This window comes from Flavobacterium psychrophilum DSM 3660 = ATCC 49418 (assembly GCF_002217405.1).
GTDB classification, from domain to species: domain Bacteria; phylum Bacteroidota; class Bacteroidia; order Flavobacteriales; family Flavobacteriaceae; genus Flavobacterium; species Flavobacterium psychrophilum.
On sequence record NZ_MUHE01000029.1, the window covers coordinates 1 to 24,022 of the forward strand.

General features: G+C 31.6%; 19 protein-coding genes. 9 read left to right on the forward strand and 10 right to left on the reverse strand.

What is annotated here, in order from left to right; all coding sequences use genetic code 11:
* Positions 1–107: 107 nt before the first annotated feature.
* Genes B0A57_RS08070 through B0A57_RS08085 form a run of 4 tightly spaced genes read right to left on the reverse strand, consistent with a single transcriptional unit; the run spans position 108 to position 3,919 of the window.
* On the reverse strand, positions 108–1,193 hold the full coding sequence (locus tag B0A57_RS08070) for a peptidylprolyl isomerase (protein WP_038466772.1): 1,086 nt from the start codon (positions 1,191–1,193) through the stop codon (positions 108–110).
* A 20-nt stretch (positions 1,194–1,213) separates the two neighbouring features.
* A complete protein-coding gene (locus tag B0A57_RS08075; RefSeq protein WP_011963995.1) occupies positions 1,214–2,308 on the reverse strand; it encodes a peptidylprolyl isomerase in 1,095 nt (364 codons plus the stop codon).
* A 26-nt stretch (positions 2,309–2,334) separates the two neighbouring features.
* Positions 2,335–2,901, reverse strand: a complete 567-nt coding sequence (gene gldI, locus B0A57_RS08080; RefSeq protein ID WP_011963996.1) for a gliding motility-associated peptidyl-prolyl isomerase GldI — start codon at positions 2,899–2,901, stop codon at positions 2,335–2,337.
* A gap of 7 nt (positions 2,902–2,908) precedes the next feature.
* Positions 2,909–3,919, reverse strand: coding sequence for a DHH family phosphoesterase (locus tag B0A57_RS08085; protein WP_011963997.1), 1,011 nt, complete (start codon positions 3,917–3,919; stop codon positions 2,909–2,911).
* A gap of 92 nt (positions 3,920–4,011) precedes the next feature.
* Between B0A57_RS08085 and guaA the strand changes: the two genes are divergently transcribed.
* From guaA to B0A57_RS08125, 8 genes are all read left to right on the forward strand, one after another.
* Positions 4,012–5,541: a glutamine-hydrolyzing GMP synthase gene (gene guaA, locus B0A57_RS08090; RefSeq protein WP_011963998.1), complete on the forward strand. Its 1,530-nt coding sequence runs from the start codon at positions 4,012–4,014 to the stop codon at positions 5,539–5,541.
* A 135-nt stretch (positions 5,542–5,676) separates the two neighbouring features.
* Entirely contained in the window at positions 5,677–7,383 is a 1,707-nt protein-coding gene (locus B0A57_RS08095) for a lytic transglycosylase (protein WP_038466769.1), read from the forward strand.
* A gap of 219 nt (positions 7,384–7,602) precedes the next feature.
* Positions 7,603–9,519, forward strand: a complete 1,917-nt coding sequence (locus B0A57_RS08100; protein ID WP_034098681.1) for a PBP1 and LysM peptidoglycan-binding domain-containing protein — start codon at positions 7,603–7,605, stop codon at positions 9,517–9,519.
* On the forward strand, positions 9,519–9,923 hold the full coding sequence (locus B0A57_RS08105; protein WP_011964001.1) for an OsmC family protein: 405 nt from the start codon (positions 9,519–9,521) through the stop codon (positions 9,921–9,923). Before B0A57_RS08100 ends, B0A57_RS08105 begins: the two co-directional genes overlap by 1 nt.
* Before the next feature lie 79 nt (positions 9,924–10,002).
* Positions 10,003–10,233, forward strand: a complete 231-nt coding sequence (locus B0A57_RS08110; RefSeq protein ID WP_011964002.1) for a DUF3820 family protein — start codon at positions 10,003–10,005, stop codon at positions 10,231–10,233.
* A 706-nt stretch (positions 10,234–10,939) separates the two neighbouring features.
* Positions 10,940–12,553 (forward strand): CTP synthase, encoded by a 1,614-nt coding sequence (locus tag B0A57_RS08115; RefSeq protein ID WP_011964003.1) that lies wholly within the window; start codon positions 10,940–10,942, stop codon positions 12,551–12,553.
* A 93-nt stretch (positions 12,554–12,646) separates the two neighbouring features.
* Entirely contained in the window at positions 12,647–14,548 is a 1,902-nt protein-coding gene (yidC, locus tag B0A57_RS08120; protein ID WP_011964004.1) for a membrane protein insertase YidC, read from the forward strand.
* Positions 14,549–14,695: 147 nt separating this feature from the next.
* Positions 14,696–15,463 carry a toxin-antitoxin system YwqK family antitoxin gene (locus B0A57_RS08125; RefSeq protein ID WP_034098683.1) on the forward strand — a complete coding sequence of 256 codons (768 nt, stop codon included), beginning with the start codon at positions 14,696–14,698 and terminating at the stop codon, positions 15,461–15,463.
* A 66-nt stretch (positions 15,464–15,529) separates the two neighbouring features.
* On the opposite strand, the gene B0A57_RS08130 is transcribed toward B0A57_RS08125, so the two are convergent.
* From B0A57_RS08130 to B0A57_RS08140, 3 genes are all read right to left on the reverse strand, one after another.
* On the reverse strand, positions 15,530–16,801 hold the full coding sequence (locus B0A57_RS08130; protein WP_011964006.1) for an adenylosuccinate synthase: 1,272 nt from the start codon (positions 16,799–16,801) through the stop codon (positions 15,530–15,532).
* Positions 16,802–16,881: 80 nt separating this feature from the next.
* Positions 16,882–17,334, reverse strand: coding sequence for a Fur family transcriptional regulator (locus B0A57_RS08135; protein ID WP_011964007.1), 453 nt, complete (start codon positions 17,332–17,334; stop codon positions 16,882–16,884).
* Positions 17,335–17,853: 519 nt separating this feature from the next.
* Positions 17,854–18,321, reverse strand: coding sequence for a glucosaminidase domain-containing protein (locus tag B0A57_RS08140; protein WP_011964008.1), 468 nt, complete (start codon positions 18,319–18,321; stop codon positions 17,854–17,856).
* Positions 18,322–18,420: 99 nt separating this feature from the next.
* Between B0A57_RS08140 and B0A57_RS08145 the strand changes: the two genes are divergently transcribed.
* Complete coding sequence (locus B0A57_RS08145) at positions 18,421–19,665, forward strand: GDSL-type esterase/lipase family protein (RefSeq protein ID WP_034098685.1); 1,245 nt, start codon at positions 18,421–18,423, stop codon at positions 19,663–19,665.
* On the opposite strand, the gene B0A57_RS08150 is transcribed toward B0A57_RS08145, so the two are convergent.
* From B0A57_RS08150 to B0A57_RS08160, 3 genes are all read right to left on the reverse strand, one after another.
* Positions 19,646–21,124, reverse strand: a complete 1,479-nt coding sequence (locus B0A57_RS08150; protein WP_034098687.1) for an MBOAT family O-acyltransferase — start codon at positions 21,122–21,124, stop codon at positions 19,646–19,648. The two genes, B0A57_RS08145 and B0A57_RS08150, sit on opposite strands and share 20 nt — an antisense overlap.
* Complete coding sequence (locus B0A57_RS08155; protein ID WP_011964011.1) at positions 21,117–22,520, reverse strand: SGNH/GDSL hydrolase family protein; 1,404 nt, start codon at positions 22,518–22,520, stop codon at positions 21,117–21,119. Before B0A57_RS08155 ends, B0A57_RS08150 begins: the two co-directional genes overlap by 8 nt.
* Positions 22,521–23,086: 566 nt before the next feature.
* On the reverse strand, positions 23,087–24,019 hold the full coding sequence (locus B0A57_RS08160; RefSeq protein ID WP_034098691.1) for a peptidylprolyl isomerase: 933 nt from the start codon (positions 24,017–24,019) through the stop codon (positions 23,087–23,089).
* Positions 24,020–24,022: the final 3 nt, after the last annotated feature.

A 24,022-nucleotide genomic window follows, 5' to 3' on the forward strand; every position in this document is an offset into this window, starting at 1 on the left:
CACTTTGCGGGATAGTGTCGTTTAAAGGCTAAACTAATTTTATTACTAAAAAAGGAGAACAATTTAATTTTGTTCTCCTTTTTAGTATAGCGTATATCGTGTATGATTTATTGCTTTGTGTCAGAATTTATTTTGATTAATTCTACTTCAAAAATTAAGTCACTTTTTGCAGGTATAGCACCTGGATAACCTTGCTCTCCGTATGCTAAATTATAAGGAATAAAAAATTTGTATTTTGCACCTTCTTTCATTAATTGAAGACCTTCTGTCCAACCTTTTATTACCTGATTCAAGTTAAAATCTATTGGTTGCCCACGTTGAACGCTACTGTCAAAAACTTTACCGCTAGTAAAACTTCCAGTATAATGCACTTTGACATTACTTGCTGCTGTAGGAATAAGACCACTCCCCTCTTTTAAAACAATATATTTTAAGCCACTTGTTGTTGTTTGTCCTGTTGCAAATTCTTTTAATGCAACTTCATTTGCAATAGCTCTTTCTTTTTCTGCTTTTTCTGCTTCAATTTTCGCATTTATATCTTTAGCTGCGTAATAATCTGTAAAAATACTTGATGCGTTAAACTTTTTAGCTAGAGCACCTTTTCTAATAATAACTACTTTGTTTATTACATCATCTTGTGCTATGGTGTTTACTACATCTTGACCAGAAACTACATATCCAAAAATGGTGTGTTTTCCGTTTAACCATGGTGTGTCTTTGTGGGTAATAAAAAACTGACTTCCGTTTGTTGCGGGCCCAGAATTTGCCATGGCAAGAATTCCTGCTTTTTCAAATTTTGCATCGGTAAATTCGTCTTTAAACTTGTATCCTGGATCTCCAGAACCGTTTCCTAATGGGTCTCCACCTTGAATCATAAAATCAGCAATTACTCTATGAAATTTTAATCCGTTATAAAATGGTTTTCCTTTCAAATCGTTTTTTACAGTGATATTTGTACCCTCTGCTAAGGACACAAAATTTGCAACAGTGATTGGTGTTTTTGCATATTCTAATTGTACTAGAATTTTCCCTTTTGAAGTATCAAATTCAGCAAATATCCCTTCTGTATATTTAGGTGTTGTAGTTTGTGTTGTTATCGTTTTAGATTTAACAACTTTTTTTGCGCCTTTTTGTGCATAACCATTTGCTATTACAAAAAGGAATACTAATAATAAGTTTAATTTATTTTTCATTTTATTTTAAGATATTAATATTATTTTTGGGGCATTTTCTCTAACATTTCTAACTCGAAAATAAGATTAGTGTTTGGCGGAATAACGCCTCCCATACCTTGTGGTCCGTAACCTAGCGCAGAGGGTATAAATACGACTGCTTTATCTCCAAAGGACATTTTCTCTAATCCTTCTATAAATCCTGGGATTAGCCCCTCTTTTTTTCCTGCTTCGAATGGAAATGGTTGGTACCCATTTTGTTCGGATCTGCTTGGGTCGAATTTTCCGAATTCACGATTTACATTTTCGTAACTACTATCAAAAAGATTTCCATCTTCAAAATAACCTGCATAATGAAAAAAGAAGGTTGTTCCTGCTGCTGGTTTTTTTCCAGTTCCTTTACTAACAATAGCGTACATTAATCCTGATTCTGTTTTTGTTGCTTTGGCTTTAACAGTGGCAAAATAAGCTATTTTATCTGCTATTACTTTTGCATATTTAGTGTCGTTTTCTTTTTGTGCAACTAGTTGCTTATCAAAATAATCTTTAAATACTTTTGGAGCGTCAAACTTTTTAGCTGCCTCACCTTTTCGGATAATCTCGATTTTAATAATTTCGTCATCTTGAGCTACTTTATTTACCACATCTTGACCTTCTATAACATGCCCAAACACTGTGTGGCGACCATTCAAATAATTTGTTTCTTTGTGGGTAATAAAAAACTGACTTCCGTTTGTTCCTGGTCCGCCGTTTGCCATAGCAAGAATTCCTGCTTTGTTCATTATTAAGTCATCACGAAACTCGTCATTAAATTTATAACCTGGACCACCAGAACCATTTCCGTCTGGATCACCGCCTTGTATCATAAAATCGGCAATGACTCTATGAAATTTTAGTCCGTCGTAAAAAGGTTTTTTTATAAATTTTTCTTCTACAAAAGTATTTGTTCCTTCGGCAAGGGATACAAAATTTGCAACGGTTATTGGTGTTTTTTCAAATTCTAATTGTAGTAAAATTTTTCCTTTACTGGTTTGCATTTCGGCATAAAGACCATCTGACAACTTATCGTGTTTTGAGTTGCATGAAAATAAGACTAATGTGGTAAGGCTTAATACTAATTTTGTTATTTTATTCATTGTTAAAAAAATATAGTTAGTTAATTTTAATTTTGGGTTGTATTTGGCATTTTTCGAATATCATTTAAGGTAACTGTACAAATTAGCGGTTCGTTTGTTCCTATTTTTTTGTTATCGCCATGATAGCCAAAAGCCATGTGTGAAGGGAATAAAAAGGTTACTGTCTCGCCTTTTTGCATTAATTTAATTCCGTCCCGCAAACCAATCATAATGGTTTGTTTGTCTACAACATATTGTTGTTGTTTTAGGTCTAATTGACTATAAATAACATTCCCATTTATATCTTTAATTTCGCAATCATAAAAAGCAATATTCCCTTTTATTGGCTTTGCTGTTTGGGTCGTGTTTTTTGTATTATAATAGTACCAATATCCTTTTGTAGATGCAATATAACTAACGGCTGTATCTTTTTTAATTATTTTGGCAATAATATTTTCTTCACTTTCGTTTAGTTTTTTATTTCTCGCTACAGATTGTTTCATAAACTCGCCCGATGTTTGCGAAACAGGTCTTCTTGGCTCTTGTTTTTTAGTACAACAAGTTACTAAATTTATACCAAGAAGCATACATCCTATGATTTTTAATGTTTTCATGTGAACGTTATTTTTTAATTTCTTTTACAATTCTTTCAAAATCAGCAATAGTTTCTTGTAATGATTTGTCAGATTTTCCACCTGCGGCATTAATGTGTCCGCCGCCGCCAAAATAATTTCTAGAGAACTGATTTACATCGAAACTTCCTTGCGAGCGAAATGAAATTTTTACAATCCCTTCGGCAGAATTTTCGATAAAGATAGCCGTAAAATCGATTCCATCGATAGAAAGTCCGTAATTTACAATCCCTTCTGTATCACCTTTCTCAAAGTTATAAGTATCTAATTCTTCTTGCGATAAGGTAATGTATGACGTTTTATAATGAGTCATTAACTTCATATTTTGAAGCGCACGCCCTAACAATTGCAAACGACTATAAGAACTTTTGTCGAATAATTGATTATAAATAGTGCTGTTCTCGACTCCTTTATCTATCAAATCGGCAACTATACGGTGTGTTGTGCTTGTTGTCTTTGGAAAACGAAAAGAACCAGAGTCAGTTACAATTCCAGTATAAATACAAGTGGCAACGGTTGTATTAATTAATTCTTCTTGCTTTAATTGGTGTATAAAATGATACACCATCTCGCAAGTAGAACCATATTTTGTGTCCGAAAAGGTATATTTTGCAAAATCATCTGGAAACTCATGATGGTCTATCATGACAAATGTCTTTTGTAAAGTTTCTAAGGTAGCTTGCATTATGTTGCCAGTTCTATGCAAAGCATTAAAATCTAAAGTAAAAATTATATCAGATTTATTTAATATTTCGATACAATTTTCTTTGTCTTTTTCGAAAATAAAAGTGTTCTCTGAAGCGGGTAACCAAGCTAAAAAATCAGGAAATTCATTAGGAGACATAACCACTACTTCATGGTTTTGTTGTATTAAAAAATGATATAATCCTAGCGTAGACCCCATAGCATCGCCATCAGGATTTCTATGCGGAATGATTGTTATTTTTTTGGGTGAGGCTAATAATATTTTTATTGCCTCAATTTGAGTTTCTGTCATCATGTTGCGAAAATACAGATTTTCATTTAATTTCGATGCTTAAAATTTTCATAAATTATATTTTAAAATTTAAAATTTTAAAAGTATTTTTGCATATGCAACACAACGTACTAATTTTAGATTTCGGGTCACAATACACACAACTTATTGCCCGTAGAGTTCGCGAATTAAATATATTCTGCGAAATTTTCCCATTCGATAAAATCCCTACCGATTTATCTATTTATAAAGCTGTAATCCTTGGCGGAAGCCCATTTTCTGTTCGTTCAGAAGATGCTTTGCACCCAGATTTATCAGAAATTCGCGGAAAACTACCTTTGCTTGCCGTTTGTTACGGTGCACAATATTTAGCTCATTTTTCTGGCGGTGAAGTAGCCGCTTCGAACACTCGCGAATATGGCCGTGCTAATTTAACCTATATTAAGGAGAATGAAACTTTTTTCGAAAACGTAAATCTAAACTCTCAAGTTTGGATGTCACACAGTGATTCGATAAAAAAATTACCTACAAACGGAATTAAATTAGCAAGCACACAAGATGTAGAAAATGCAGCTTACAAGATTGAAGGCGAAACAACTTACGCCATACAATACCATCCAGAAGTATTTCACTCGACCGATGGAAAGCAAATGTTAGAGAATTTCTTGGTGAAAATTGCCCAAGTTCCTCAAAACTTTACACCAAATGCTTTTGTAAGCGACATGGTAGCAGAATTGAAAGAAAAACTACAAGACGACAAAGTGGTTCTTGGCCTTTCTGGCGGTGTCGATTCGACAGTAGCAGCCGTTTTATTGCACCAAGCTATTGGTAAAAATCTATATTGTATTTTTGTAAATAACGGATTATTACGCAAAAACGAATTTCAGAGTGTTCTAGACCAATACAAAGGAATGGGTTTAAACGTAAAAGGCGTAGATGCTGGCGACAGATTTCTTTCTGAACTAGCAGGAATTTCAGACCCAGAAACAAAACGCAAAACAATAGGACGTGTTTTTATAGAAGTTTTTGATGACGAATCGAAAATTATTGAAAATGTAAAATGGTTAGCACAAGGTACAATTTACCCAGATGTTATCGAATCTGTTTCGGTAAAAGGCCCATCGGCAACCATCAAATCACATCATAATGTAGGTGGTTTACCTGATTATATGAAATTGCAAATCGTAGAACCTTTGCGTATGCTTTTTAAAGATGAAGTTCGCAGAGTAGGAGCAACTCTAGGGATTGATGCCGAATTGTTAGGAAGACATCCTTTTCCAGGACCAGGATTATCTATTCGTATTTTAGGTGATATTACACCCGAAAAAGTTCAAATTTTACAAGATGTTGATGCCGTTTTTATTAACGGATTAAAAGAACACGGATTGTACGACAAAGTTTGGCAAGCAGGAGCCATTTTGCTTCCTGTAAATAGTGTTGGTGTTATGGGAGATGAGCGCACTTACGAAAAAGTTGTTGCGCTTAGAGCCGTAGAATCTACAGATGGCATGACTGCAGACTGGGTACATCTTCCTTATGAATTTTTAATGAAAATCTCTAACGATATTATAAATAAGGTAAAAGGTGTAAATAGAGTAGTATATGACATTAGCTCGAAACCACCAGCAACTATAGAGTGGGAATAGTTTTTTTTTTAGATGAAAACCCATTTTTTATCGATGAATGAATCCGATAATCAAAAATATTAAAATAAATTATGATAAGTCATTACATTAGATAACTTTGTAATGACTTATTTTTTTTAAAACAAAATTTATCTTATGAAATATTTAGTATTATTGTTTTTGTGCATCTCTAATTTTGTCTTTGCTCAACAAGAAAAAACGCTTAACCATAAAGTAATTAAAGGCGAAAATATTTTTCAAATTGCAAAAACATATAATATTACGCCTTCAGACATTTATAAGATAAATCCTGGAACCGAAAACGGAATTCAAGAAAATCAAATTCTAATCATACCCAATAAAGCAATTATTTTATACGATTCTAAAAACACACACCAAGTACAGCCCAAAGAAACTTTGTTTGGTATTGCCCGTTTGTACAATGTTTCGGTACAAGATTTAGACAATTCTAATACAGAAGCCTTAAAAGACGGATTACAAATTGGAGAAAATATTGTTATCCCCAACAAAAAGAAAACCTTAAACGGTCAGGCAAGAATTATAAATGCAGAAACTATATTTCATATTGTAGCATCAAAAGAAACCAAATATTCTATTTCAAAAAAGTATGGCATTTCTATAGAACAACTAGAAACTCAAAACCCAGAAATCATAAACGGATTAATAGAAGGCAACAAGCTGGCTATCAATACAAAAAAAATAAAACCAAACAACAATAACGAAGAACTCATGATTGCCTTGGCTGAAAAACAAGCAGCTATCGAAAAAAACAAAGCAAAAACTACCGAAATTGAAGATTTACAAGACAAACTAACAGTTCAGAAACAAATGAATCAGAAGGTGTTAAAAGTAAATTCATTAAAAGTAAATTTGAATGAAATTGATGAAACCAAAGGTGGTTCGGCAAAAAAACTAAAATTGGTTTTAGAAGCCAATAAAAACATTCAAGAAATTTTAATTTCGAAGTTAGATTCCCTTGTGGTAACTATGAGTGATAATCTTGAAACACTAAAAAACAAAGATATAAATGACTTAGAAGAATCGAAAAATTTAGAAAAAGATTCCTATAAAAATATTAGCGAAACAAACGGAATGATTATCGAATTGAAAAAAGATTTGGCCGACAATCGAAAAATTTATACAGGTTTAATGACCAAAGTACAACGAATTACCCTAGCAGAAAACCACGAATACAAGAAAAAAATAAATGAAAATCAGAAAATAAAAAATAACACTTCAGAAGATGCAGAATTGCTCGAAGTAATTAAAAATATTCAAACCAAACAAGAAGCAAACGAAAAGAGAAACAAGCAATTATTTACAAAAATAGATTCTCTTGGGGTTCAGAAAAATATAGAACTGAAACGTAGAATATCTAAAGCCACTTTTTACAGCTCGGAAGCCAGAGATTATGATGACAAATTAGCACAAGTAAAACTAAAAAGATACCAAAACAAAGCTGTAGAAACTAATAAAAAACTATTAGATAATTCCGAAAACAAACCCACAGCCGAACAAATAAAAAAAGCGCTAAAAGACCATAATTATAGCCTAGGAAAAGCCGTAAAAATTGAAATTTTAAGGAACCTAAAAGATATTGAAAATGGGTATTATATCATCGCAGATACTTTTTCTGAAGCAGAACCAAGAGATCTTCTAACAAGAAAACTTACAGATTCTGGAGAAATAAATACAGGATTTTTCTATAATGTAAATATTTTTTCTTACTATGTTTTTACAAAAAAATTAAAAAATGCGAATGAAGCGCTTTTCGAATATAATCTAAAAAAAGAAAACCCATTGTACAAAAATATGTTTATCGTTCAAATTGAAAAAGAATAATAAAATGGCATAATATTAGCTATACTATTATGCTCTACAATTATTAATTAACAGAAAAAACCACATAGGCACATCGGGAAAAAATTGGACAAACGCTTTTTTTCTTTTGCTCAGCCATGTTTTACTGCAAAAAAAGTAAAACCAATTGAATAAATTATGCAACTATGCGGTTCAGAAAAAAAATCCCTGAATGGGTTTTATACTATACAATTTTACACTATGAAATACCTCTTATATACCGTTTGCTTCTTAATTTTTAGTACTAATCCAGCATTGGCACAATCAACAAATTTAATAAAACACAAAGTACAAAAAGGAGAAACCATAACTCAAATATCAAAAAAATATAGCGTTACACCAGCAAACATATACCAACTAAATCCTGACGCTCAGAAAGGAGTCGAAGAAAATAATATTTTAATAATTCCTAACAAAGTTAAAGCAAAAAACGAAACACCTACAAAAGCCATAACAAACAAACATACCGTTTTGGCAAAAGAAACCTTGTATAGCTTATCTAAATTATACGATATTACTATTAGTGATCTAGAGAAAGCAAATACTGAAACGCTAAAAGAAGGGGTAAAAATAGGTATGATTTTAGTTATTCCAGCCAAAGGAAAACTAATTCCCACCCAAAAACCGAAGCCAAACAATTTAAAAACACCTGTGTACCACGAAGTAAAAGCTAAAGAAACCAAATACGCGATTGCTAAACAATACGAAATTACAATAGAACAATTAGAAAAGTTAAATCCTGAAATTATAAATACCGAATTGCCAATAGGTTTTAAATTATTAATAAGTGGCAAAAAAACAATTGCTGCACCAAAGCCTATAATTGTAAACACACCAGCACCAAAGCCCGCAGAGAATTTATATGTTATAAAAGCAAAAGAAACTTTATACGGTATTTCTAATCAATTTGAAGTAACTCAAGAGGAATTATTAGCGCTAAATCCGGAATTAAAAGACAGCGTTATAGAAGGAATATCTATCAAAATTCCTGTAAAACCATCAACTTTGGCAATAAAAAAAGAATACAAGGATTTAACTAAAAGTATTCAAAAAGCAACAAACAAAAAGCTAGCATTATTACTACCATTTAATCTAACAAAATTAGACCAAGACACTATCAATTCGACCAAAGCACGACTCAAAAAAGATAAATTTCTCAATATGACACTCGATTTTTATGCAGGAGCTTTAGTAGCTATAGATTCTGTTAAGAAAATGGGCTTAAATATTGATGTTGCCATTTTAGATTCTAACGAAACCAAATCAACATCTAACATAACAAGTTTATTACAAGAAAACAATCTAAAAACTTTCGATGCCATTATTGGCCCCTTTTACCAAAATAATGTCGAAAAAACGGCTGATTTATTAAGCGCAAACAACGTGCCTGTTTTCTCACCATTGTCTAAAGATTATGTCAAAAAATTTTCAAATTTAGTACAATCAACACCATCTGTTGATGATATCAAAAATGCGATGTTCGATTTTATGAGAGCAAAAAACGCAAATATAATTGCCATCGTAGATCCTAAAAAAGGATCGGTAAAACAATATATTTCAGAAAATCAGAAAGACGTTCTTTTTGCACAATTTACAGAAAAAGGAACTTTAGATATCGAAAATTTGAAAACAATTTTAGTTAAAGACAAAACCAATTTTGTCATCATGGAAACTGCAAAAACAAATCTTATTTTAAATATTACAAATACCTTAGTAAATTTACTACCCAATTACGATATCAAACTAGTTACTTTAGGCGAAAATGAGGCACTAGATTACGACGAAATTCCAATGACTCGTCTCACAAAATTAAAAATGCACTATCCGTCGCTTACTCGAGCTAACCAATCAGACGAAGCCAGTATTTTTGAAAACAATTTTAGAAGAAAAAATAAAATATTACCCAACCAGTTTGCAACACGTGGTTTTGATATTACTTTTGATGTTTTATTACGATTAGCTCAAGAAAAAAATATCATTGAAACACTAAACGAAACCGCCACAGAACAAGTTGAAAACAAATTTTATTACAAACAAAATCCTGACGGAGGTTATGCAAACAAAGGAGTTTACATCTTATTTTACGACACAGATCTAACCATAAAAGAAGCAAAATAATGACATCGAAAATAACATATTTAGGCAATTTAAGAACTTCGTCTATTCACACACAATCAGGAACAGAAATCCTTTCAGACGCACCAATAGACAACAACGGAAAAGGCGAAGCATTCTCTCCAACAGACCTAATTGCAAATGCCACAGGAAGCTGTATGATGACCATAATGGCCATAAAAGCCAGAGATTTGAATGTAGATTTAATAGGAACCACTATCGATGTAACTAAAATTATGCAAGCCGAACCAAGAAAAATTTCTAGGATAGAAATCATCATGAATATTCCGATTACTACCGATGAAAAAACAAAAACTATTTTAGAAAGAACAGCCATCAATTGCCCTGTTCTATTAAGCTTAAACCCAGATATTGAAAAAGATATTACTATAAATTGGAAAAAATAAGAATAAAGAGAAGACGATAGATTATAAAAACTAAACAATCTTTTTTCTTATATCTAGCATCTTTAATCTTTTGAAAAAAATGGACCAAAACCAAAAACAACTCATCAAACTAGCACATACAAAGATGCCTTTTGGCAAATACGAAGGTTATTTTCTCATAGATATTCCAGAATATTATATCGTATGGTACAGCAACAAAGGTTTTCCAAAAGGTGAATTAGGAGAACAACTAAAACTTATCTATGAACTAAAACTAAACGGACTCGAAGAACTAATTAGAAACATAAAAAAGAAGTACCCAAAACCATAAAAAAAAATCTTGTCTTAAAAATAAGACAAGATTTTTTTGCTTTATGAAATACGAAATATTTTATAAAAATAGAATTTAGCTTCAAATAATACCAATTTAGCTTTAAAAACACTGGAATATTTATTGAGGATGTTGCCATTCAGAGAAACGAGGAATCTCATAATTTGAATAACTTGATGAGATTCCTCGCACCTCGAAATGACAAACTGTATGTTTTTTTATCCCAGTAAATTTAAACTTTAAATGGTATAAATTCCAAACTAAAGGAACAGGTTTTCCCACTTTATTCAAAGCATTAATGGCGCCTATTATCTAAAGAATAAGTAACCCGAAGCTCAAAATAGTTTAGACTAAAATCTAAATCTAAGAACTAACTTAGATCAAATTTTACAAATAATCCTAAAAATTGTTTCAAATAAAATTTTGCTAATAATGATTTTTTCTGTTTAATTTTTGCAAACCAGAAAAGCAATCATGCAGCTCATGATTATAAATACAGCTAATAATTAAAATATTTTTGGCTCATAAATATTATTTTTGGCTTACTAGTTGCTAAGAATATAGAAATAAATCCTCACAATTTGCAATTTAATATCAAAAAAGGATTCAAAAATTAACGGTTAATTGTCAATCATCAATTATTAATTATCAATTAATAATTGTACTTTTGCCACGTTTTTTTACACAACTATAACAACATAACACAATGAATCAAACCAAATATATTTTTGTTACAGGCGGAGTTACTTCTTCATTAGGAAAAGGAATTATTGCAGCTTCTTTAGCAAAATTATTACAAGCAAGAGGTTATAGAACAACAATTCAGAAATTTGACCCTTATATAAATGTCGACCCAGGAACACTAAATCCTTACGAACATGGCGAATGCTATGTTACCAATGATGGAGCCGAAACCGATTTAGATTTAGGTCATTACGAACGTTTTTTGAACGTACCAACATCTCAAGCAAACAACGTAACCACAGGAAGAATTTATCTTTCGGTAATCGAAAAAGAACGCCGTGGCGAATTTTTAGGAAAAACAGTTCAAGTTGTACCACATATTACAAACGAAATTAAGGAACGCATGCAATTGCTTGGAAAATCAGGCGATTATGACATCGTAATTACCGAAATTGGAGGAACAGTAGGTGATATCGAATCTTTACCATACATCGAATCAGTACGCCAATTGGTATGGGAATTGGGAGAAAACAACGGAATTGTAATTCATTTAACTCTAGTACCATTTCTTGCAGCAGCTGGAGAGTTAAAAACAAAACCAACGCAACATTCTGTAAAAACACTTATGGAAAGTGGTATAAAAGCTGATATTTTAGTATGCAGAACAGAATACGAATTATCTGAAGATTTACGTCACAAACTAGCTTTATTTTGTAATGTAAAAAGAGAAGCAGTAATACAATCTATAGACGCATCAACGATATATGATGTTCCCAATTTAATGCTTGAAGAAGGATTAGACAAAGTCGCATTAAAAAAATTAGATTTACCAGAAAAATCGACTCCTGATTTAAAACAATGGAACGAATTTTTGCAAAAACATAAAAACCCAAAACACGAAGTAAGCATAGGTTTGGTTGGCAAATATGTCGAGTTACAAGATTCATACAAATCAATTCTTGAAGCATTTATTCATGCAGGAGCCACAAACGAAACAAAAGTAAATGTAATTTCTATACACTCTGAATTTTTAGATGTCAATTCGGCAGATGAACAACTTAAAGGATTAGATGGCATACTAGTTGCACCAGGATTTGGTGGTCGTGGCATAGAAGGAAAAATAGAAACTGTTCGATACGCACGAGAAAAAAACATTCCTTTTTTAGGAATTTGTTTGGGTATGCAAATGGCTGTGATAGAATATTCACGAAATGTATTGGGATATACCGATGCTAATTCGACCGAAATGAATCAAAACACTTCACATCCGGTCATAAACCTAATGGAAGAACAAAAAACAATTACAGATAAAGGAGGAACCATGCGTTTAGGAGCCTGGAAATGTCATTTATCAGAAAACACATTGGCACATAAAATATACGGACAATCAGATATTTTAGAACGCCACCGTCATCGTTATGAGTTTAATAGTGAGTATTTAGAAGTATTGCAAAAAGCAGGATTAAAAGCATCTGGTGTGAACCCCGAAACTGGTTTAGTAGAAGTTATAGAACTAGAAAACCACCCCTTTTTTATAGGTGTTCAGTACCACCCAGAATACAAAAGTACCGTATTGGCTCCGCACCCATTATTTGTTAGTTTTATAGCAGCAGCAGTAAAACATAAAAATAAATAAGAGGATACCATTTATTTTGGTAACAAAATAAAAAAAGATAGACTAACATAAGCTTACCGCTTGAAGCCTAATGCTTAGAGCAAAATTTAAAAGATGGAAAAGAAGAAATTAGACCTTAATTCGATTATTGGATTTGTATTAATTTTTGGTATCATGATGTGGATTATGTACCAAAACAAACCCACACAAGCAGAAATTGATAAAAAAGCAAAACAAGAACTGACTGAAAAGACTAAAAGCGAAGCTAATCAAGTAGCAAAAAATTCGCAAAAAACTATTTTACCAACAGACTCAGTTCAAGTAGCAAAAATGAAAGCAACACTAGGTAGTTTTGCTTATTCTGCCACACTACCCTCTGCCAAATCTGAATTTACTACATTAGAAAACGAATTGCTAGTTTTAAAAATCGCTAATAAAGGTGGCTATATCGCCGAAGCGACTTTAAAAAACTTCAAACAAATCTCTAAAGATTCTGGAAAATTAGTACAACTCATTAAAGACAATAATGCTGGTTTAAACATTACACTTCAAACCCAAGACAACAGAACATTAAATACTAAAGATTTATTTTTCGAGCCAACGCTAACAAAAGTAGGAACAAATCAAATTCTTTCTATGAAATTGAAAGCTGGCGCAAATCAGTTTTTAGAATACAAATATGTTTTAAAACCTAATGATTATATGTTAGATTTTGATGTGCATTCGCAAGGATTAGCATCTGTTTTAAACACAACAAAACCAGCAGATTTAGAATGGGATTTAAAATCATACCGTAGCGAAAAAAGCATTTCGAACGAAAATCGTTTTACAGACATCAGATACGAATATGAAGACGGCAAACACAACAATGTAGGACAAGGAAAAGACAAAGAAGAAACTTTAGACAAAGTAACTTACGTAGCCTTTAAGCAACACTTCTTCTCCTCTATATTATTAACAAACACACCGTTTGAAAAAGCAAAATTATACTCTTCGAACGTAGTAGATGAAGAAAAAGGAGACACTATTTATACTAAACATTTTAAAGCAAATGTTCCTTTAGCCTTTAATAATGGTGAAGTAGATTATAAAATGAACTGGTATTATGGCCCATCAGATTATAAACTCTTAAAAGATTACCATAAAAATCTAGAAAAAATTATCCCACTAGGTTGGGGGATTTTTGGCTGGATTAACATGTTTATTTTCATGCCGTTATTCGGATTTTTAAGCTCTTATATTTCTTTAGGAATTGCAATTATTGTTTTTACAGTAATCATCAAAATTGCAATGTCACCCATTACTTATAAATCCTTCTTATCTCAGGCAAAAATGAAAGTTTTGCGTCCTGAAATAAACGAACTAAACGAAAAGTTCTCGAAAGACCCAATGAAAAAACAACAAGAAACAATGAAGTTGTATAATAAAGCTGGCGTAAACCCAATGGCGGGCTGCATTCCTGCCCTAATACAAATACCATTTATGTACGCTTCGTTTCAGTTTTTCCCTTCGGCAATCGAATTGAGACAAAAAGGATTCTTATGGTCACAAGATTTATCTTCCTTTGATACCGTTTTATCTTGGAAACAACACATTCCAATTATTTCGTCAGTTTACGGAAATCATGTCAGTTTATTTGCACTATTAGCAGCTATTGCAATTTTCTTTTACACAAAAATGACAGCTGGAGACCAACAAATGCAAGCACCACAACAAGAAGGAATGCCAGATATGGCAAAAATCATGAAAATGATGTTGTATATATCGCCAATAATGATGCTTATTTTCTTTAATAATTATGGTTCAGGATTAAGTTTATACACACTAATTTCGAATGTGATTACCATAGGAATCATGTTCGTAATTAAGCGATACATTGTAGACAACGATAAGATTCACGCTCAAATACAAGAAAACAAACTAAAAGAACCTAAAAAGAAAGGTAAGTTTCAACAAAAATTACAAGAAGTAATGGAACAAGCTGAAGCACAAAAAGCAAAAGACAAAAACAAATAAAAAAATTAAAATCATTCGTTACGGCGAATGATTTTTTTTATAAATCATAATCGGTATTATTTTTGATACTGTGCTTGCCAGATACATTTCAAATTAATAATACAAAAAACTTTTAGAGTTAATGTAAAACAGCCAAATTTTAAAATCATGAAGAATAAAAAAATAAAAAAATATATAGCACTTATAATGTTAGCAAATTGCTCATTTGTGCTTGCCCAAATTAATAAAATAGAAACCCCAAAGCCAGAACCTATAAACCCAATAGTTTCACCCAATAGTTTCGACGAAGGTGGCTTGCGCCAAGGATTATGGAATGGGTTTTACAATGATTCGAAAATACTACGATACACAGGTAATTTTAACCACGGAAAAGAAATAGGATTGTTTACTTATTATGCCAATAGCGACAAAAAACTAGTTATGGCAACTCGTAATTTTGATAATAAAAATAACGCCTACACTATTTTTTTTGATGAAAACAAAGACAAAGTAAGCGAAGGCAACATGCATAACAAACTCCGTGAAGGGCCTTGGAAATATTACCATAAGGGCCTTAAAACAGTCATGACAACTGAAAATTACATAAAAGATAAACTAGAGGGATCTCGAAAAGTTTTTTATCCAAACGGGAAGCTAGCAGAAGAAATTTCATATAAAAATAATCTTAAAGAAGGAATTTCTAAAAAATATTCTAAAGAAGGAAAATTAGTTGAAGAATCTACTTTTTCAAAAAATGTTTTGCAAGGACCATACAAAGTTTATGAAGGATCTGGGAAAGTAGTAATTTCGGGTCAGTTTAAGGAAGATAAGAAAAATGGCATTTGGAACTATTTTGAAAAAGGAAAATTAGTCCGCCAGATGAACGCCGATACTATAAACGGCCATAAAAAACCTAGTTTAAAAGTAAAGAAATAATTTTTACAACTTTTACCTATAAAAAAAAACGCTTTGAGAAATCAAAGCGTTTTTTTTTTATATAAATTATTTAGTAATTGTTTGTTTTCTATCTGGTCCAACAGAAACAATTTTTATAGGAACTTCAACTTCTTTTTCGATAAAATCGATATAATCTTTAAGTTCTTTAGGCAATTCGTCATAGGAACTCATACCTGTCAAATCAGCTTTCCATCCTTTAAATTCGGTATATACAGGCTCTATGTTTTCGGGTTCTATATTGTATGGCAAGTGAGCTATTTCCTGCCCTTTATATTTGTAAGAGGTACATACTTTTAAGGTTTCAAAACCAGAAAGAACATCACCTTTCATCATCATTAGTTGTGTTACCCCATTTATTTGCACGGCATATTTAAGGGCAACTAAATCTAACCAACCGCAACGACGCTGACGACCAGTAACAGAACCAAATTCGTTACCCACTTTTGCCATTGTTGTTCCTGCATCTTCAAAATCTTCTGTTGGGAATGGGCCACTTCCTACACGAGTAGTGTATGCTTTAAAAATTCCGTACACTTCTTTTATTTTATTTGGTGCAATTCCTAAACCTGTACAAGCACCTGCGGCTGTTGTATTTGATGAAGTGACAAATGGGTAAGTACCAAAATCGACATCTAATAGTGAGCCTTGAGCGCCTTCGCAAAGGATAGATTTACCTGCTTTTTGTGCTTGATGCAAATATTCTTCAGAATCGATAAAGTCTAATTTTTTCAAGTCTTCGATTGCTTCAAAAAATTCTTTTTCTAATTCAGCTAAATTATACTGAATTGAAACATCATAAAATTTTATCATTTCCTCATGCTTGTTTGCTAAAGCACGATATTTTTCTTTAAAATCGACTAGTTCGATATCGCCAACACGAATTCCGTTACGCCCCGTTTTGTCCATATAAGTCGGACCAATTCCTTTTAATGTAGAACCAATTTTCGCTTTTCCTTTCGATGCTTCAGAGGCTGCATCTAAAAGTCTGTGTGTAGGAAGAATAAGATGGGCTTTTCTAGAAATAATTAATTTTGATTTTAAATCTAAATTAAATTTTGCCAATCCATCAACTTCAGTTTTAAAAACTACTGGATCGATAACCACTCCGTTTCCAATGATATTGATATTATTTTTATGAAAAATCCCAGAAGGAATTGTTCTTAAAACATGTTTTATTCCGTCAAATTCTAAAGTATGACCAGCGTTTGGCCCTCCTTGAAAACGAGCAATTATATCATATTTTGAGGTTAATACATCAACAATTTTTCCTTTTCCTTCATCTCCCCATTGTAACCCTAGTAATAAATCTACTGTCATCGTGTTGTTGTTTAATTCCGTTGCGCTCCATTGCTGCTTTGCCTCGGGTGTGTGTAGTTAGTTTTGTATTGTTTTTTTATTTAAGCTTTTTTATTTGCGTAGAAATAAAGTGAATGGTTTACTATTTCTATCCCAAAAATTTCTTCCATAGTTTTCTTTATAGTCTGAATTCTAGGATCGCAAAATTCTATTACTTCGCCAGAATCTATCATAATAATATGATCGTGCTGCTTGTCGAAATATGATTTTTCGTAATGTGCTTGGTTTTGCCCAAACTGATGCTTTCGCACTAGTGCGCAATCTAACAGTAGCTCTATAGTATTATAAAGTGTAGCACGAGATACACGATAGTTTTTATTTTTCATTTTGATATACAAATTCTCTATATCAAAATGCTCTTCGCTATCATATATTTCTTGAAGAATTGCGTAGCGCTCAGGCGTTTTTCTATGGCCTTTATTTTCAAGATACATTGTAAAAACATTTTTTACAATTTCCTGATTGTTATTATTATTGGTAGCTATAAGTGTCATATCCGGCAAAGATAATTAAAAAGTATTAAAGTGGAAAGTGATAAAGTGGAAAGTGGAAATAAGATATTTTTAGTCTTCCTTTCTAATTTTTAATTTTTATACAATAGCTCCTTAAAAAACAAGAGGTTTTTATATAAGTTAAAGACAATTTAAATTAAACAGTAATATGGAGACTGCTAGCAAAAACAAAGAAATTAGATGATTTCATTACACAATACATAAAAATCACCCTTATTTTAGAAAGGCAATTAATAAAAAAATTTTCAATATAATTACCGCATTTATCAGTTAGTAATTATTTTTCCTCTTTTTATATTTTTGTAGTTAAGTGGGTTTGTTTGTAACAAAATTTACAATCCTTATAGCAACTCACAAATATTAAAAAGCTAAGAATACCATATATTGTAGGATTAGGCATTTTAACAATAAAATAAGATTTTCGGAAATAGTTTGCACCGTTAATTATCCTAATATTTTATTTTAAAATAGGGCATACAAAATATATTGTACACCCTATTATTATATCAACTTGTGTTTTACTATGGTTGTAGTAATTTTTTTTCGCCAAGCTTTAGGAGCGGTAGAATAGCCTGTTTTACTTATTTTATCAATCCACTCTAAATAATTAGCACTGTCTTTTATTTTAGAATAAAATGCCTTTTGGCTTATTTTTTTACAAAAATCGCGGTAAGAATCTTCGATAGACTCATATTGCTTATACCTAGACCAGCTAACATTGTTCTTGCCCACAAAACCAAAATGATTGTTTAACTTACGGGCAATTTTACTTGTTCCAGAAGCTGACTCTACAATTGCAATTCCTAGTATAATACATGCGGGAATTTTATACTCTTTTGATAATTTTTCGGCCAAAATTTTATATTGCTCTATATAAAAATGGTTATTAGGAATAACTGACGTTGCATAATTAGCATTACTAATAAGCAACAGGGTAACTATAAAAAAATAAATCTTAAATCTCTTCATATCGATGGGTTTTAGAATAATATTAAATGTCTTAGTTAAATAAAAGCATAACCATTGGTAAATTTAGACAATAAAAACTACATTTGATACACAAAAGCTATGCCAAAAAAACGTTATTCAAAATATAATATGATTAGTAAATATTTTTCAGTGGTTCTATTACTTGTTTTATCTACAGTTGCCAATGCCCAAGATATGACGCTATTTATGACTAAAAACCTAGATTCTTTAACGACAAATTTAACCATTAACAAGCAGGAAAATAATATTAAAAACAAACAAGCTATGCTGCCTTTGTTACAAAAATTATATCGTTTAAAGAGCGATAGTTTACAAAAAGTTACATTTATTCACATAGGTGATTCGCATATACAGGCCGATATGATGACCGAGGTTATTAGAACCGAAATGCAGAAATATTACGGTAATGCTGGAAGAGGATTTGTTTTTCCGTACCAATTGGCTAATAGCAATACCCCTTCAGACTATATATTTTCATCTAGCACGCTTTGGAAAGGCAATAGACTTATAAAAAAAGACACTACTTTACATTGTGGGGTTAGTGGTTTTTGCATCGAAAATAAATTAGAAAACCATTCGATTAATTTTCGCTTTAGAAAAACAGATAGCATAGCACAATATTTTAATAAAATTACCTTATTTTCATCTAAAAAAAATTGTTTAGTAAATGATTCACCATTTACAGAGTACACCTCCGATGGATTGGCAGCCATTGCTAATTTTACTACTAGCAGATGTAGTTTTAATCTTAAATTTACAGATACTTCGGCAGTGCAAATACAAGGTTTGGTTTTAGAAAACACCCAAAACAAAGGTGTTTTATACAACTCTATAGGCGTAAATGGCGCTAAATTTTCTGATTATAATCAAACACCCTTGTTTTGGAAACAGTTAAATCATTTGAAAGGCGATTGCTATATTTTTTCTATGGGAACCAATGAGGCACAAAATTATACTTTAACCCCAGAAATTTATACCGAGTATTTAAAAAACACCGTAAATGAGGTAAGACAAATTAATCCAGAGGCTGTCATATTATTTACCTTTCCTCCCGCATCGTATTACCAAAAAAAAGCGCCAAATGCCATGCTTATAAAACTATCTAACTGCATGCAGGAGTTTTGCAATAACAATAACATTGCTTACTGGGATTTATTTACGGTAACTAACCAATTAAAAGGAGCAGTAGAATGGAAAAATAAAAGCCTACTACGCCCAGATTTAGTACATTTTTCAAAAAAAGGATACCAGTTGCAGGGGCTTTTATTTGTAGAGGCTTTTGCTCAATTATGGAACAATTATATTAAAACTGCAAATAAATAGGCAATACACTTTCGGAACTTTTAAAATACGAATACAAAGCAATAAAACATAGTACAATAGTAATATGGTAAACTAGCGGCAGTTTGGTTTGTAGCTTTATGTATTTTTCGGACCAACTCTCGGGCATAAGGTGCAATGTATAACCTAAAACTATCATTAATAACGGAAATTTATAGTTATTTATAAATATCTGATACCCTTCAAAAGTAAAATTATAGGCTATTTGCGATATAAAAGTATTGGCTATTTCTAGATTTTGTGCCTTAAAAAATATCCAACAAAAACATACAAAATGAAAGGTAAGTAAACCATATATTGTATTGGTTATAATTTTGGGTAAGAGTATATATTTTTTAAAAAGTATATTCCATATTTTATTAATAATTAAACCCACTCCGTGTAGCGCACCCCAGATAATAAAATTCCAGCTAGCACCGTGCCAAAATCCGCCAATTAGCATCGTTAAAAACAAATTGATATTGGTTCTTATAACTCCATTTTTGTTACCACCTAGGGGGATGTACAAATAATCTCTTAACCAAGAGGATAGTGAAATGTGCCACCTACGCCAAAATTCATTTAAGGCAACACTTTGATAAGGCGATTTAAAATTGGCAGGAATAGTGATGCCTAGCCATTTAGAGATTCCGATTGCTACATCGCTATAACCGCTAAAATCGCAATAAATAACAATTGCGTAGCCGTAAATTGCCACAAGACATTCTAGTCCGTTATGCAATTGCGGACCATCAAACACATAATCTACAAGATTAAGGGTTATATAATCGGATATAATTAATTTTTTAAATAATCCAGATACAATTAAGAAAAAACCTCTCGAAAAATCTTCGTTACTCACATAATACTCTTTTTTTAATTGCGGAATAAAATCTTTTGCCCGTACAATAGGTCCCATCACTAATTTTGGAAAAAAGGATAAAAAAAGAAGATAATGGATAATATTTTTTTCGGGTTTAATTTCGTTTTTATAAACATCGACCGCATAACTTATGTTTTCGAATGTATAAAAAGAAATTCCTATTGGCAATAATATATGTATAGGATCTAGTTTGGTAAAACTAAAATGATTAATAATATCTATAAAAAAATTCGTGTATTTAAAATAAAATAATACTGCAAGATTTAGAACAATACAAACCACCAAGAGCGTTTTTTTATAAACTTTATTTCTTTGTTGGTAAATCCAAATAGACAATATATAATCAATAACTGCCGATACGACTACAAGAATTACAAAGCTACCACTAGCTTTGTAAAAAAAATAAAGCGAAAAAGCACTAAGCAAAGTGGCTCGTGCCATGTATTTTTTTCGTAATAAATAATAAAAAATAATGAAAATGATGAAAAAATACACAAAAAACCCGCTATTAAATAAGAGAGGGTTATTGGGATCGTAAACCAGCTGGTGTAAAACTTTAGTATAATCAATACTATTCATGGTCTTTGGCTTTAAATATGCTATCTTTTTGTTGTTTGTCTTTTTGCTGTTTTTGATATTTGATACTTTTTTTAAAGTCCTTAATCAAAACATCAAAAATTATTTGAGCTACTTTTTTTGCCCCTCGATGGTTAAAATGAATATAATCTTTATTAGCCAACGAAGGCAAGGTATCGCACCACTTTTTCATCGTACCACGACCACCCATCGAAGCAAATAAGTTATAAAAAGGTATCTTGTTATCAAAGGCCAATTTTGCTTGGGTTTTTATCAAACTATCTATTCCTACGGCACTTTCCCATTGGTTGTTATATCTAAAAGCCCTATCAGAACAACTTAGCATTAAAAATTTAGATTTAGGTAAGTTTTTTTTATACTTATCTAGCACGGGGTTCATAATTTTTTGATAGTAACTATAGTCGGTATCATTGGCTCTAAACATTAAATTTACCCCGTATTGAAAAACAATTAGATCGTAATATCCTTCGGTATTCAATTGTTGTAAAAGTTGGTTTTGCACTTTTTTTAGTTCGACACCGGTAATACCTCTAAACGAAAAATTATCTAATACAATACCTTTTTCAGGTTCGAAACTAATACCATAAACAGGTGTTTTATTAGCTTGCACTTCAAAATAAATTTTATTTGAGGGTAGTTTGTCTATCAAAACTCTATTAAAACTTTTGGTGGCTGCGTATTTTTTTATAGCCCCGTTATAAGTAACAGCAATAGAATCTCCTTTACCAAATAGCAACCATTTTTGCAAATGCTGGGTACTATCTTTTTTTGTGTTGTCTTTTGCTGTGATTGTTAAATTTGGACTAGTAAAATGATAACCCGAAAGAAATAAATTATTAATCGCTGATCCTTTTTTAAAATTAGACACCTCTACATTGTCTGATGTCTTTATATTGGCAGATTGTCGCAAATCAGACGATACAGATTTTATTGGTAAATACCCAACACCGTTGTGGTTATGAAAATAAGCTTGTAACATTTTGCGAATATCTTGCGTAATTAAATCGCCTTCTATTTGGCTATCACCAAACCAAGCTATTCTTATTTTGATGTTTTTGTTTTCAGACAAAAGCAATAATTTCTCAGCTATATTCCCCAGCGTAGCTGATTTCGAATTGTTATCAAAATCTATCAATTCATCTTTTTTTAGATAATCCTCAAAATTTGTATAAGCGGTACTGGCTAATAAGGGTAACTTTTTTTGTTCGAGATTCTTGTTTTTTGCTTTTTTAGGTATTTCTTTTGTTATGTCCGCAATTAAATTAACATTTTTAAAGCTAGGAAAATAGCCTATTAAAAAGCTATTAAAAAAAGAACATATCCCGTAAATAAAACTCACAGACAGTACTAAAATTAGTACCTTTTTATTATTATTCATTGTATTTTGTTAAGGAATAAAAAACTAATAGTTATTGTGTTATTTTATTTTAGATAAAAGATTTACTTTTTTTATCTAAAATATTTTTTTGTCATTTCTAGTACTCTAAGGTTTTTTTAACAATATTATCTTCACCTAGTCGTATTTATAAAACTGTCTTATCTTACAATTATTGCCAATAGACAAAAAAATAGCATTAAAAGAAAAAGATACCCTAAATTATATCTTTATCTTTACATTAAAAAAATGTAAAATTACTAAACATAAAAGATTAAATCTTCTTTTTATTTGCTTTTTATTTGTATTTAATATAACCCATTAATGCAATTTGTTTGTTTGTTTTTAACAACATAAAATCATAAAATTTATTGTGCTTTATGAAGATTTTTTAATTTATTTATAGCAAAACATAGCCTTATGGAAACCAGAATTGGTTTTATCGTTTATGCGGAAAATCTGTAAAAAACGGTATTAAAACAAATCATGACCTATAAAAATACCCCTAAATAGCGTTTAACTTTTTAGGGGTATTGTTATTTTAGGAAGTATTTATTTCTATAGAAATATTATTTTACATCCATCAATTCTACATCAAAAATCAAAGTAGCATTTGGCGGGATAGCACCACCAGCACCTCTAGAACCGTAAGCTAAATGAGAAGGAATCACAAAACGCGCTTTGTCTCCTACTTGCAACAAAGCAATACCCTCGTCCCAGCCTTCAATAACTTGACCTTGACCTAATTTGAAATCGATAGGTTTTTTGCGTGGGTAAGAAGAGTCAAAAACCTTTCCAGACTCTAAAGATCCTTCATAATGTACCGAAACTGTTTTACCATTTTCTGCTTTTTTACCAGAACCTTTCTGAATCATTTTATAACGCAAACCGCTTTCTGTTTTATCAAAACCAGCAGCTAATTGTTCCATTTTTGCTTCAGCTTCAGCTTTTTCTGCAGCTTCACGTTTTGCACGAGAACCTTCAAAAGTTCTAAAAGCTTCTACGGCGTTCCATTTCTGAGCTTCTTCACCAACTCTAACAATTTCTAAAGTCTTTAAAACATCATTTCCTTCAACTGCATTTACCACATCTTGACCTTCTATAACGTGACCAAAAACAGTGTGTTTTCCGTCTAACCAACTTGTTGGTACGTGAGTAATAAAAAATTGTGTTCCGTTAGTTCCTGGCCCAGCATTTGCCATACTCAAAATACCTGGCCTGTCATGCTTCAAACTTGGATGAAACTCATCATCAAATTTATATCCTCCATCTCCAGTTCCTGTACCTTGAGGACAACCACCTTGTATCATAAAATCTGGAATAACACGGTGAAAGGTTAGTCCGTCATAATACGGTGTTCCTTGTGGTTTTACTTTATTTTCTAGGTTCCCTTCAGCAAGTGCGACAAAATTACCTACCGTTCCTGGTGTTAAATCATGTGTCAATTTTACTAAAACACTACCTTTAGCCGTATTAAATTTAGCGTATATTCCGTTTTCCATTGT

Excerpts from the sequence above, each read along its gene's own strand:
- B0A57_RS08070 (WP_038466772.1), bottom strand. The coding sequence starts at position 1,193 with ATGAAAAATAAATTAAACTTATTATTAGTATTCCTTTTTGTAATAGCA.
- B0A57_RS08075 (WP_011963995.1), bottom strand. The coding sequence starts at position 2,308 with ATGAATAAAATAACAAAATTAGTATTAAGCCTTACCACATTAGTCTTA.
- gldI (WP_011963996.1), bottom strand. The coding sequence starts at position 2,901 with ATGAAAACATTAAAAATCATAGGATGTATGCTTCTTGGTATAAATTTA.
- B0A57_RS08085 (WP_011963997.1), bottom strand. The coding sequence starts at position 3,919 with ATGATGACAGAAACTCAAATTGAGGCAATAAAAATATTATTAGCCTCA.
- guaA (WP_011963998.1), top strand. The coding sequence starts at position 4,012 with ATGCAACACAACGTACTAATTTTAGATTTCGGGTCACAATACACACAA.
- B0A57_RS08095 (WP_038466769.1), top strand. The coding sequence starts at position 5,677 with ATGAAATATTTAGTATTATTGTTTTTGTGCATCTCTAATTTTGTCTTT.
- B0A57_RS08100 (WP_034098681.1), top strand. The coding sequence starts at position 7,603 with ATGAAATACCTCTTATATACCGTTTGCTTCTTAATTTTTAGTACTAAT.
- B0A57_RS08105 (WP_011964001.1), top strand. The coding sequence starts at position 9,519 with ATGACATCGAAAATAACATATTTAGGCAATTTAAGAACTTCGTCTATT.
- B0A57_RS08110 (WP_011964002.1), top strand. The coding sequence starts at position 10,003 with ATGGACCAAAACCAAAAACAACTCATCAAACTAGCACATACAAAGATG.
- B0A57_RS08115 (WP_011964003.1), top strand. The coding sequence starts at position 10,940 with ATGAATCAAACCAAATATATTTTTGTTACAGGCGGAGTTACTTCTTCA.
- yidC (WP_011964004.1), top strand. The coding sequence starts at position 12,647 with ATGGAAAAGAAGAAATTAGACCTTAATTCGATTATTGGATTTGTATTA.
- B0A57_RS08125 (WP_034098683.1), top strand. The coding sequence starts at position 14,696 with ATGAAGAATAAAAAAATAAAAAAATATATAGCACTTATAATGTTAGCA.
- B0A57_RS08130 (WP_011964006.1), bottom strand. The coding sequence starts at position 16,801 with ATGACAGTAGATTTATTACTAGGGTTACAATGGGGAGATGAAGGAAAA.
- B0A57_RS08135 (WP_011964007.1), bottom strand. The coding sequence starts at position 17,334 with ATGACACTTATAGCTACCAATAATAATAACAATCAGGAAATTGTAAAA.
- B0A57_RS08140 (WP_011964008.1), bottom strand. The coding sequence starts at position 18,321 with ATGAAGAGATTTAAGATTTATTTTTTTATAGTTACCCTGTTGCTTATT.
- B0A57_RS08145 (WP_034098685.1), top strand. The coding sequence starts at position 18,421 with ATGCCAAAAAAACGTTATTCAAAATATAATATGATTAGTAAATATTTT.
- B0A57_RS08150 (WP_034098687.1), bottom strand. The coding sequence starts at position 21,124 with ATGAATAGTATTGATTATACTAAAGTTTTACACCAGCTGGTTTACGAT.
- B0A57_RS08155 (WP_011964011.1), bottom strand. The coding sequence starts at position 22,520 with ATGAATAATAATAAAAAGGTACTAATTTTAGTACTGTCTGTGAGTTTT.
- B0A57_RS08160 (WP_034098691.1), bottom strand. The coding sequence starts at position 24,019 with ATGGAAAACGGAATATACGCTAAATTTAATACGGCTAAAGGTAGTGTT.